Here is a 12,012-nt window from a genome sequence, read left to right as displayed (position 1 = left end):
TTAAGGCTAGTCATAAGAAAGCCAAAGCTAACGGCAAAAAGCACCAAGCAGCTAAGTCGAACAGTAGTACTGAATTTTCTAATCAAAATTTTGTATCTACATATGAAGATGACATTTCGGGTATTTTCTTCAAAGGCAATCAATTTATTTGGGTTTATAACGAAATTACTAATGGGGATACTTCGGAATTAGTTTCAACTCAAGGTACATATTCGTATGATGCCAAATCGCAAATAGTGACATTGAATGTGGCAAATCAATCGAAGACATATATGGGTAAATCCAGTCAGTTATCACGTTATTATTATGAAAGCGTCAGTGCCTCTCCGGCTAATTCTAATTTGCAGCTAAAGTACAGTGCGGGCAATGAAGCTTCAATGACACCGCAAAATGGTAGTTTTGGAAGCAAGACGTTGCAAAGCATGGAATCTAATCAAATCTTGAGTTATGACTATGCCGTAAGTAAGTATAGCGTTCAAAAAGTTGATTCTTCCATGCAAAAGGGACGAAACACGATTAATAGTGCAGAAGAGCTTAAGAGATTCTTGCTTGATCATGATTTGATCACACTTAAAGATAACGTTAAAGTTGAAGCCTATAACGGTGGTGGTCAATTTGACGAATTTCGAGTGTATAGTCAACTAGATTATGGCGATGTTATCGGTGGCAAGGATGGAGTAGAACCTGAAAAGACAGTGAGTGCTAAATATTCAGTAGCCTTAGATACAGGTATGATGAGTGAAGTGTTTTTCTTAGGTAATGATAATAATATTTATCATGAAATGTTTAGTACAAGACCAGAAGTAGAATTAGCTCCGAATATAGATTCTGCTTACCACATGTATTACGGACAATGAGTCAAAGAAGAAAATGAAATGCAATTCGATTCAAAAGGTAATAAAGGTTTAGATAATATTTGTAAAAAATTTATTACATGAAATCTGATTATAAAAAAATCGAATTTAAAAAGAAAGAAAAAAACGTTGATGAGTCTGTATTCATCAACGTTTTTTTCGTAGGGGGAAGGATCATTAATTTTTATAGTAAGTGAATGTTATTTTCTTCGCATTTTTCACGTAAGTCTTCTGGCCAAACAGCAGCTTGAACTTCACCAACGTGAGCTTTGCCGAGCAATAACATACATAGACGTGATTGTCCGATACCACCACCGATTGTGTATGGTAATTCTCCAGCCAGTAACATTTTGTGGAATGGAAGGGATTCACGATCTTCAGCGTGAGCGATCTTCAATTGTTCTTTCATTGATTCTTCAGAAACTCTGATACCCATACTTGAGATTTCTAGAGCATGTTGTAGAGGCTCATACCAGAATAAGATATCACCGTTTAATTTCCAATCATCATAGTCAGGGGCACGGCCGTCATGACGTTTACCACTCTTCATAGCTCCTCCGATTTGCATTAAGAAGACACAACCGAGTTCTTTACAGATAGCGTCTTCACGTTCCTTAGGAGTTTTGTCAGGCCATCTATCTTCTAGTTCTTGGGTTGTAACGAAGTGAATTTCATCTGGTAAATGGTGGACAGCTTCAGGGAATTTATACCAAACTTCGTGCTCCATATGTTTGATAACTTTGAAGATTTGCTTAACGGTACTTTCCAAAGTTGCCGTTGTCCGTTCATCTTTAGCAATGATTTTTTCCCAATCCCATTGATCGACGTAGATTGAATGAATGTTATCAAGATCTTCATCTTTTCGGATAGCGTTCATGTTAGTGTAAATACCTTCATGCATTTCAAAGTGATAACGTTTCAAAGCCAGACGTTTCCATTTAGCAAGTGAGTGAACGATTTCGATAGTTTCACCTGGAATACCTTTCATTGTGAAAGAAACAGGGGATTCGACACCATTAAGATTATCATTTAGACCAGTACCTTTTTCGACCATCATAGGTGCAGATAGACGGGATAAATTTAGTTCCTTGCCAAATTCATCTTGAAAAGTTTCACGAATGTATTGAATAGCTTTTTGAGTTTCTTTAACAGATAATTTTGGATCGTAGTCCTTTGGTATAATCAAGTCCATAATATTTTCCTCCAATGTGTCGGCTGACCGGTCAACCGTCTTTAAATAAATGCAAAATAAAAAAGTCTTTCATCTCAATTATTAAGTTAATAATAATTGGGACGAAAGACTTTTCGCGGTACCACCCAAGTTGCCTATCTAAAATAGACCACCTCAATAAGAGCACTAGCATGCTCCACCGATGGTAACGTACCGGTTAACGTCTGAACTTACTTTGATTGCTCATTTTAGCCAGAAACATAAGAAAGTGTTATTCGGATTTATCATTTACCATTGGGTTCTCACCACTCCCAATTCACTGTCGGTATGAAAAATCGTACTCCTCTTTCTTGTCGTTTTTTATCTTGTGACACTTATATTAGCATTATTTTTTTAAAAGTAAACTATAAAATTTGAAAAGTGTTAATTTAAACTCGATTTATTAAACCGCCTTTAATGTAATGAAACGTAAATTTCTTTTCAAAATTAATTTCTATAGCTTGGAAAAGTCAGTATTAATCTATAATGTGAGAGAGAGAAGTTTAAGGCGGGGAAGTTATGAAAAAGTTTGAACTCACATCAAGAAATAAAATCATCATTTTATTATTAGGGTACTTTGTTGTGGCCGAGATTATGTACTTTACTTTTAAAAACGGCAGTATCTGGTTCGGCGATGATGTTTATTACCAATTTCAACGGATTCAAGGAATCAGCAAGTCTCTACAAGAAGGCCTGTATCCATCAATTTCGACCATCAATTTTGGAAAAATCAGTTATGCAGTCAATATCTTCTATCCTTGGGCAACCTTATTGCCATTTGCGGTAGTTTCGTTATTTGTTCATGATCCGATTTCAACTTATTATATGGCACTGTTCTTTTATTTCTTGGTGTCATTATTGATCAGCCATTATTCGATGTATCAGTTTTCCCACTCGCATTTACAAGCAATCCTATTTACCCTGATCTATAACTTCAGCACTTACCGCCTGATTGACTTATTGAGTCGGGCAGCTCTAGCTGAATATATAGCATCCATATTCTTACCGTTATGCTTTTTAGGATTTTATGAAACATTTTTCCGAGATTCAAGTAAGTGGTATTTGTTCGCCATAGGGTTTAGTGCCATTATTTTAACTCATGTGTTGACGACGTTTATGACCTTGTTGATTTTTATCGCCTTTTTAGTCTTAAATCTCTGGAAGATTAAACCTATCAAAGAGCGGGCTGTGGCGGTCAGTAAATCTATCGTTATAACGGTGCTTATAACGTCGTTATACACTGGACCATTTCTTATAGAGGAATTCTTCCAGAAATATCCTAAGGCTGATCCACAAATTTTAAGAGGACTTAAATTATCAGATTTTTTACAAGCAACACTAGTCAGCAATGCCAATCGAGCCTTTGATAATGGACTTTATAATCCAGGATTATTAGTTTTGGTGGCATTGATTTTGGGATTGCTATGTATTTTGAAGTTTGATCGACTGAATAAAGAAATATATTTAATGGGTGTGGTGACTTTTGTCATCTCGACTAATATTATTCCATGGCATTTTTTTCAAGATACCTTCTTATCCGTGATTCAATTCCCGTATCGCTGGTTGATCTTCTCAACGTTCTTTCTTGCAGTGAGTGGTTCAAAAGTGGTAATGCTCTTTATCTTGAGAAAAAGTAATTATTTTTCATGGAGTTTGGTTAGCATTTTAGGAATAGTCATGCTAGTTACTTGGTTAGGCTCTTTTTTAACTGCAATAAAGGGTGAGATGCTTTCAGATCCTAAACAGGTAATTAGTCAATCAATGATTCAAAAGAATCAGATTCCTGAATCATTACCCAATCAGTATGTGTATCAACCAAAAGAAACCGTTAAATATTTGTATTCCGTATTGGACCATCAAATATTTATAAATCGCAAAGTTGTTAGAAAAACGCCTAAAGCTGATCGTGGTACTAATGTGATAAATCTTGACAAATTGAAAAAAAACGAAGTAATCAACTTGCCAATGATCCGCTATCGTTTTAGCAACGTTTCAGTTAATGGCAAAACAGTTCATTTTTGGAAGAGTGCCAGAGGTACAATTGAATTTAAAATTAAGCAACAAAGCAAAAATAATCGAATCGTTGTTTCGTACGGCAGTAGGAAACTAAATATCAGTTTATTAATATTAACGGTGTTTGGTTGGTTGTTTATCGTGTTGGATATTTTTATTCAGAAACGTATTCGTATGATCGAAGAAATAATTATTTGAAAAGCGTAACTGACTTGAGTTTGAGATGAATTGAAGTTGTTAAAAATTTATTTCTTAATGACAATTATAAATTTCAGCAGAATTGCGGAGTTTTTTTTATCCAAGCATTAATTTGTTTCAAGTGCCAATAACCAACAACGGTGGTTTTATAAAAATAAAACTTGTCTATCAAATAATTATTTAATAACTAATATTTTAAGTTAATAAAAGTGTCGTCGTTCGGAAATAATCCTATTGACGAATCAACACTGCATTTGTATTATTAGTACAACAACTTTTAATTAAGTCCAGCGAGATTTAGAAAGTAATCACTTATGAAGAATAGACTTCTAAAGCAAACTTTCTCTGCCAACTGGCAAAGAAAGTTTTTTTAATATCATCGGCTAAAAGATTCTGCGGGATTTTTTAACCATAATTCTGAATTTTTAAACGGATCCAGAGAGGTCCCAAAGGTTCAGTCTAGTTCAATCTAATCAGACGAAAACTCTAGGGATGCTCACCAGCATCTCTTTTTATTTACTCAAATTTCTCAATTCGGAGGACAAACATGAAAAGATATTTAGTTTTTGAAGATGGAACTTACTTTGAAGGTACGGCATTTGGAGCTGATACTGAAACAATTGGTGAACTAGTTTTTACCACCGGCATGAGTGGCTATCAAGAAGCCATCACTGACCAGTCTTACAATGGACAAATCATTAATTTCTGTGCTCCAATGATTGGTAATTATGGAATTGCAAAGAAGTTTAATGAATCGGTTACGCCGACTATTAAAGGAGTTTTGGCTCGGGAAGTTAGCGACGTGGTCGGTAATTATCAGAGTGAAATGACCTTGGATGAATACCTGAAACAAGAAAATATTCCAGGGATTGCCCGAATTGATACGCGAGCCATTACTTTGAAAATCAGAAAGATGGGTGCCATCAAAGCCGCCATTGTTGACGAACTTAATTCCGGCTTGGTAGATGGAATTGCCGATTGGACAGTAGACGGCCCACAGCTTGATAAAAGTATTGCGACTGAAAAAAGAGCGATTCCAGGTAGTGGTAAGCATGTAGTAGTCCTCGATTTTGGATACAAGGAAAGTATCATCTCTGAATTAACCAAGCGGTCTTTAAAAGTTACGATCGTTCCAGGGAATACTTCAGTTAAAGAAATTGAAAACTTAAAACCAGATGGAATCTTGTTAAGTAATGGACCTGGAGATCCGACTGATCACGAAGATATTTTGCCTGCAATCGTTGAACTCGAGAAACGTTATCCGGTGTTTGGAATTTGTATGGGTCATCAATTACTTTGCCTCGCTAATGGTGCCAAAACTTTTAAGATGAAGTTTGGTCATCGCGGTTTTAATCATCCGGTGAAAGATTTAGCAACTGGCCGAATTTACTTTACTTCTCAAAATCATGGTTATGCAGTTGACAAAGATTCAGTTGCACAAACGGATTTGAAGATCACTCAAGTTGAATTGAATGATCAAACTGTTGAAGGAGTTGAGCATACGAAATACGATGCCTTTTCTGTTCAGTTCCACCCAGATGCTAAGCCAGGTCCTCACGATGCAGACTTCTTGTTTAATAAATTCTGGAACATGATCAATAAATAGTTGGAGGAAAATACATTGCCAAAGAGAACAGATCTTAAAAAAATTATGATTATCGGTTCGGGTCCAATTATTATTGGTCAAGCTGCCGAATTTGATTATTCTGGTACCCAAGCTTGTTTAGCTTTAAAAGAAGAAGGCTATGAAACAGTCTTGATAAATTCCAATCCGGCTACGATCATGACGGATAAACATATCGCTGACAAAGTGTATATTGAACCAATCACCTTAGAGTTTGTGGAAAAAGTACTTGTTAAAGAACATCCTGATGCTATTATTCCTACTTTAGGTGGTCAAACGGGCTTGAATATGGCGGTCCAACTTCAGGAAGCCGGTATATTGGACCAACTAGATATTGAAATCATTGGGACAAAGTTAAATACCATCAATCAAGCCGAAGACCGAGAAGAATTTAAGGAATTGATGAATCAATTACATGAACCAGTTCCTGCTTCACAGTCGGCTCACAGTTACAAAGTAGCAAAGAAGTTTGTAGATGAGATTGGCTTTCCAGTAATAATCCGACCAGCTTTTACCATGGGTGGAACTGGTGGTGGAGTTGCTCATGATTATCAAGAATTGGAAGAAATCGTTGAACGTGGGTTAAAAGCTTCACCATCGACAGAAGTTTTAATTGAACAAAGTATTGCTGGTTACAAGGAAATTGAATTTGAAGTTATGCGAGACAGTGCGGATAATGCTTTAGCCGTCTGCAATATGGAAAATATTGATCCTGTAGGGATTCATACCGGTGATTCAATGGTTATTTCACCAATTCAAACTTTAACTGACGATGAGGTTCAAAAATTACGTGATGTTTCATTGAAAATTATTCGAGCTTTGAAAATCGAAGGCGGCTGTAACGTTCAATTAGCAATCGATACTAAGACCAGCGACTATTTCATTATTGAAGTTAATCCCCGGGTTAGCCGTTCGTCCGCATTAGCTTCCAAAGCTACAGGTTATCCGATTGCCAAAATTGCCGCAAAGATTGCTGTTGGCTTAACTCTTGATGAAATTATCAACCCCATCACTGGGAAAACTTTTGCTCAGTTTGAACCCGCATTGGATTATGTTGTTTGCAAAATCCCTCGTTGGCCATTTGATAAATTTTCAAAAGCTGATCGCACCATTGGAACACAGATGAAAGCTACTGGTGAAGTCATGGCCTTAGGTAGAAATATCGAGGAGGCTCTTCAAAAAGCCGTTCGTTCTTTGGAAATCGACCAGAGTGATCTGATTATGGATTCCCTTAGTGAAAAATCATTGGAAGAGTTGGAAGAATACGTCAAAACACCAACAGATGATCGATTATTCTATTTGGCAGAATTGTTGCGGCGCAATGTTTCCTATGAAACTATCAAACAATTAACGGCGATTAATCCATTCTTTTTAGCCAAAATCAAAAATATCGTTGCTTATGAGAAGGTTTTGACCAATGGAACTTTGGACAAAGATATCGTTTTGGAGGCTAAAAAATTAGGCTACTCTGATAAGACGATTGCTCGATTGAATAATCTCGATGAAGACATTATTCGCCATTTCCGTCTGCAAAGTAATATTTTGCCAACTTATAAAACCGTCGATACTTGTGCTGGTGAATTTGAAGCGACTGCACCTTACTTCTACAGTACTTACGAAACTGAAAACGAATCAGCTCAAATGTCTGAAAAGTCAGTCTTGATTCTTGGTTCAGGTCCTATCCGAATTGGACAAGGAATTGAGTTCGATTATTCAACGGTTCATTGTGTTCAAGCAGTTCAACAAATGGGTTACAAAGCCATTGTTATCAACAATAACCCTGAAACAGTGTCAACTGATTACTCAGTAGCAGATAAATTGTACTTTGAACCTTTGACTTTGGAAGATGTCTTGAATGTTTCTGATATTGAAAAGCCAATCGGAGCTATCGTGCAATTTGGTGGTCAAACCTCTGTCAATTTGGCTCAACCACTTGAAGACAGTGGAATTAAGATTTTGGGTACACAAGTTGCAGATATCAACCGTGCAGAAGACCGTGACTTATTTGATCAAATTATTAAAAAATTAGCTATTCCTCAACCTGCTGGTGGAACTGCCACATCTCAAGCTGAAGCTATTTCAGTGGCTCACAAGATCGGTTATCCAGTCTTGATTCGTCCTAGCTACGTTTTGGGTGGACGTGCTATGGAAATTGTTCGTTCCGATGAAGAATTGAATAAGTATATGACAGAGGCAGTTCATGTTTCTAATGATCATCCGGTCTTAATTGATACTTATTTGACAGGACGTGAGTGTGAAATTGATGCCTTAAGCGATGGCGAGAATGTTTTACTACCAGGAATTATTGAACATATTGAAAGATCAGGAGTCCATTCTGGAGATTCGATGGCTGTTTATCCACCACAGAATATTTCTGATGAAGTTCAAGGCCAAATTGTTAAGTACGCTAAACTATTGGCAAAAGAACTAAAATGTATTGGGATTATGAACGTTCAATTTGTTATTCACGACAATCAAGCATATGTAATCGAGGTCAACCCCCGTGCCAGCCGAACAGTGCCATTCTTGAGTAAAGTTACCGGTATTCAAATGGCAAGGATCGCTACCAAACTGATCTTAGGAGCAGATTTCAATAGTCTAGGATTAGAGCCAGGTTTGGAACCAGAATCACGTTTGATACATGTCAAAGCACCAACATTCTCTTTCAATAAACTGAATAATGTCGACAGTGCTTTGGGACCAGAGATGAAGTCCAATGGTGAAGTCATGGGAACTGGTTTGAATTATACGGAAGCTCTGTACAAAGCTTTTGAAGCTACTAATCAGCATATTAAAGAAGCTGGGAATGTCTTGATCACAGTCAATGATAATGATAAACAAGAAGCCAGTGTTTTAGCCCGCCGCTTCCATGAAGTTGGTTTCCAGATCTTGGCCACGAAAGGAACAGCCGCATATTTGAATAAACAAGGAATTGCCGCCAAAGTAGTTCCAACAGTTGGCAAGTCAGAAAAAGATATTATTTATTACTTGAGTAATAATAAGATTCAGTTATTGATCAATACCTTGGGTGAGAGTCGTGGTAATCAATCAGATGGATACATTATTCGTCAAAATGCGATTTTGAATTCAGTACCACTTTATACTTCCCTTGATACGGCTAACGCCATTGTTAAAGTTTTGGAAAAACGTTTCATCAGCGTTAATTCTTTATAGTGATACAAAAATAGCATCCCTTTATGGGGTGCTTTTTTTGTGCTGTTGTAATTGTTCAATTGTAAACATAGATAATTAAGCAAAACCACTTTGATTGCTTTTTCTATAGTTATTAGAAATATATAACGAATGACAGAAATAAAATAGTACTTGTGGCGGAGTGTTGCCGCACCTCAGCTATTTTATTAAAGGTTATAAGGTGTTTTTTGTTTTGATGGAAAGCTCACAACTTTAGCATAGAATGTGTGCAAAAAAATTAACTTGTAACTGTGTAAAGTGTGTACGTGAGTCAAATGAAGCCATTAGATCAGCGTTTTGCGAAATTGGCACGCTAATTGCTTATATAAGAGTGTAAGGATAAACAGGAAGTGATGTTATGAAAGTTGTATTAATCAGTCATAGTAATATGGCGGTAGGAATGAAGCAAACATTAAACATGATTATTGGGGATGATAAAAATGTTCTTGCATTTGCAGCATATGTAAATGGAAGTACTGATGAAATTGAAAAAGTAAAAAAAATGGTGGAAACGGAAAAAGAGCAGTTTATTATTTTGACTGATTTGTTAGGTGGAAGTGTTAACAACGAAATGATGCAACTATTAGAAAATAACAATAATGTCAAATTAGTTACTGGAATGAATTTACCTTTGGCAATGCAATTACAATTAAAATTAAGTACAACTGATAAATTATCAGATAAAGAACTGGCGGAAATTATTGATGAAAGTAAAAATGCATTAGCAAATGTAAAAAAATTATTAGTAGAAAAGAGGATGAGTGAAGATGATCAAGTTTTGTAGAATAGATCACCGTTTATTACACGGACAAGTTATTTTTTCCTGGACTAAGTCAGAAGGTATCGAAAGAATAATCGTTATTGATGATACTGCTGCTAATGACGAATTCAAAAAGATGTTTTTGAGTTTATCGAAACCGACCGGTGTGAAATTGAATATTTTCTCTGTAGATACTGCGATTAAAAACATTCCGAAAATAAAAAAATTACCGGAAAGAGTCATGTTAATTTTTGGGAATACAGATTCAACACTGGCATTTATTAAAGAATATAAGGATGTAAAAGAAATAAATTATGGAGGGATTCCAGAAAAAGAAGGTTCAAAAAAATTCAGCAATACTATTTCTCTAACCGATAAAGATATTGAGAACTCAAAGAAACTTAGTGATATGGGAATAGTTTTATACATGCAACAAATTCCAACAACTAAAAGAGAACCATTGAACGACAAAATATAAAGTAGGGAGTGAAAGCAATGTTATATAAAGCGCTGATATTAGGAATTATTGGTATTATCGTTGTTTGGGATTCACGACTATTTGGAAGACTAAATGTTGAACAGCCATTGATAGCCAGTACGTTAGTCGGTATCGCACTGGGTGATGTAACAAAGGGGTTAATGGTTGGTGCGACACTAGAATTAATCTCTCTTGGATTAGTTAATGTTGGTGCTGCCGCACCACCAGATATGGCTATGGGATCTATTATAGCTTCAGCATTTTCAATCTTATCTGGTGCTTCAGCTCAAACGGCCTTAACGATTGCCATCCCTATTGCCGTCTTAGGACAGATGTTAGGAATCGTTATAAGAATGGGAATGTCATCTTTTAATGTTATGGCAAATAAATATATTGATAAGGGTAAATTCAAATCAGTGACAAATTTACACATTATTTGGGGACTTGGACTTTATGCAATAAGTTACTTTATTCCAATTTTTATAGCAATTTATTTTGGAACTGGACTAGTTAAAAGTATCGTGGCAGTCATCCCAGATTGGTTAACGAACGGATTGACTGTTGCCAGTGCTGTACTTCCTGCATATGGTTTTGCATTGTTACTCTCAACGATGCTCTCTAAAAAAATGGCACCTTACTTTTTTATAGGATTTTTAATTACGGCGTATGCAAGTACTAGTGTTACAGGTGTAGCTCTATTCGCAATACTTATAGCAATTATATTGGATCAAATCATTTATAAAAACAAACCATCTTCAAATGACGACTCATTAGATTCCCTATAGAAAGAAGGTAAATTTATGTCAGATGATAAAGTTATAAAAGACGTAGCTGTTAAGAAAGAAAATAATAAAAAATATTGGCAATTCTTCTGGCGCTCATGGGCTATTCAAGCTTCATGGAACTACGAGCGTCAAATGAATTTAGGCTTTTTGTATGGAATAGCACCAACTTTGAATCGGATATACAAAGATCCTAAAGACATTGATAAAAAGAAAGCAGCGTATAAGAGACACTTAGCTTTTTATAACTGTACGCCACAAACCTCTGCTTTTGTTTTAGGACTTTCTGCACCAATGGAAGAGCAATTGGCAAAGAACCCTGATGATTTTGATCCTGAGTCAATTGCTGCTGTTAAATCAAGTTTGATGGGTCCATTGTCAGGTATTGGTGACTCATTTTTTCAAGGAACAATTAAAGTTTTAGCATTTGGACTAGGTATAAATTTTGCTCAAAAAGGTAATATTTTAGGACCAATTCTGGCTTTGCTTATTTGTTTAGTACCAGCATGGTTAGTGACTTGGTATGGAGCAAAGTGGGGTTACACGGCCGGTAATCAATTTTTAGCCAAATTAAATTCTGAAGGTGCTATGGACAGAGTCATGTTTATAGCTGGTGTAGTTGGATTAATGGTAATTGGCTCTATGGTAGCAAGTATGATCCCATTAACAACTCCATTGCATATGGGTACAACTTTTAAATTGCAGTCAACATTGAATACGATAATGCCTAAAATGATTCCGATCGGTTTGACAATGCTCATGTATTGGTTGATTCAAAAGAAAGTTAAAACAGGATGGATTTTAGCCATTTGTATTATCGGTGGTGTTGTAGCAAGCGTTCTAGGAATTCTTAAAGCATAAAAAGCAAATTGAGAGAGGAAGAATAATTTATGTTTGATTC

The 12,012-nt window shown here is 36.0% G+C and carries 9 protein-coding genes and 1 other annotated feature; of the genes, 8 read left to right on the top strand and 1 reads right to left on the bottom strand.

Annotated features, from left to right (window positions below):
* Positions 1–248 precede the first annotated feature (248 nt).
* Positions 249–857 (top strand): hypothetical protein, encoded by a 609-nt coding sequence (locus tag ACG72T_RS06060; protein ID WP_395265271.1) that lies wholly within the window; start codon positions 249–251, stop codon positions 855–857.
* 181 nt (positions 858–1,038) lie between these two features.
* Here the strand turns inward: ACG72T_RS06060 and asnA are convergent, their stop codons facing one another.
* Positions 1,039–2,046, bottom strand: coding sequence for an aspartate--ammonia ligase (asnA, locus tag ACG72T_RS06055; protein ID WP_395265270.1), 1,008 nt, complete (start codon positions 2,044–2,046; stop codon positions 1,039–1,041).
* A gap of 94 nt (positions 2,047–2,140) precedes the next feature.
* Positions 2,141–2,388 (bottom strand) — a binding site (T-box leader).
* A 195-nt stretch (positions 2,389–2,583) separates the two neighbouring features.
* Here asnA and ACG72T_RS06050 point away from each other — a divergent pair.
* The 7 genes from ACG72T_RS06050 to ACG72T_RS06020 all read left to right on the top strand — a co-directional run bounded on the left by ACG72T_RS06050 (position 2,584) and on the right by ACG72T_RS06020 (position 11,972).
* The gene (locus tag ACG72T_RS06050; protein ID WP_395265269.1) at positions 2,584–4,275 is read left to right on the top strand and encodes a hypothetical protein; all 1,692 of its coding nucleotides are present in this window, start codon (positions 2,584–2,586) and stop codon (positions 4,273–4,275) included.
* A gap of 547 nt (positions 4,276–4,822) precedes the next feature.
* Positions 4,823–5,881 (top strand): carbamoyl phosphate synthase small subunit, encoded by a 1,059-nt coding sequence (locus tag ACG72T_RS06045; protein ID WP_395265268.1) that lies wholly within the window; start codon positions 4,823–4,825, stop codon positions 5,879–5,881.
* 15 nt (positions 5,882–5,896) lie between these two features.
* Positions 5,897–9,073 carry a carbamoyl-phosphate synthase large subunit gene (gene carB, locus ACG72T_RS06040; RefSeq protein WP_395265267.1) on the top strand — a complete coding sequence of 1,059 codons (3,177 nt, stop codon included), beginning with the start codon at positions 5,897–5,899 and terminating at the stop codon, positions 9,071–9,073.
* 376 nt (positions 9,074–9,449) lie between these two features.
* On the top strand, positions 9,450–9,875 hold the full coding sequence (locus tag ACG72T_RS06035; RefSeq protein ID WP_395265266.1) for a PTS sugar transporter subunit IIA: 426 nt from the start codon (positions 9,450–9,452) through the stop codon (positions 9,873–9,875).
* Complete coding sequence (locus ACG72T_RS06030) at positions 9,859–10,329, top strand: PTS sugar transporter subunit IIB (protein WP_395265429.1); 471 nt, start codon at positions 9,859–9,861, stop codon at positions 10,327–10,329. Before ACG72T_RS06035 ends, ACG72T_RS06030 begins: the two co-directional genes overlap by 17 nt.
* 17 nt (positions 10,330–10,346) lie before the next feature.
* A complete protein-coding gene (locus ACG72T_RS06025; protein ID WP_395265265.1) occupies positions 10,347–11,114 on the top strand; it encodes a PTS mannose/fructose/sorbose/N-acetylgalactosamine transporter subunit IIC in 768 nt (255 codons plus the stop codon).
* Between the two features lie 15 nt (positions 11,115–11,129).
* On the top strand, positions 11,130–11,972 hold the full coding sequence (locus tag ACG72T_RS06020; RefSeq protein ID WP_395265264.1) for a PTS system mannose/fructose/sorbose family transporter subunit IID: 843 nt from the start codon (positions 11,130–11,132) through the stop codon (positions 11,970–11,972).
* Positions 11,973–12,012 lie beyond the last annotated feature (40 nt).

The sequence above is a fragment of the Companilactobacillus sp. FL22-1 genome, from assembly GCF_043951805.1.
Classification (GTDB): Bacteria; Bacillota; Bacilli; order Lactobacillales; family Lactobacillaceae; genus Companilactobacillus.
The sequence above is the reverse complement of the archived record's forward strand: the minus strand, read 5'-3'. Positions and strand labels throughout refer to the sequence as shown.

Bases quoted from the DNA above. Each gene is read 5' to 3' on its own strand.
- asnA (WP_395265270.1), bottom strand. From the start codon at position 2,046: ATGGACTTGATTATACCAAAGGACTACGATCCAAAATTATCTGTTAAA.
- ACG72T_RS06050 (WP_395265269.1), top strand. From the start codon at position 2,584: ATGAAAAAGTTTGAACTCACATCAAGAAATAAAATCATCATTTTATTA.
- ACG72T_RS06045 (WP_395265268.1), top strand. From the start codon at position 4,823: ATGAAAAGATATTTAGTTTTTGAAGATGGAACTTACTTTGAAGGTACG.
- ACG72T_RS06035 (WP_395265266.1), top strand. From the start codon at position 9,450: ATGAAAGTTGTATTAATCAGTCATAGTAATATGGCGGTAGGAATGAAG.
- ACG72T_RS06030 (WP_395265429.1), top strand. From the start codon at position 9,859: ATGATCAAGTTTTGTAGAATAGATCACCGTTTATTACACGGACAAGTT.
- ACG72T_RS06025 (WP_395265265.1), top strand. From the start codon at position 10,347: ATGTTATATAAAGCGCTGATATTAGGAATTATTGGTATTATCGTTGTT.
- ACG72T_RS06020 (WP_395265264.1), top strand. From the start codon at position 11,130: ATGTCAGATGATAAAGTTATAAAAGACGTAGCTGTTAAGAAAGAAAAT.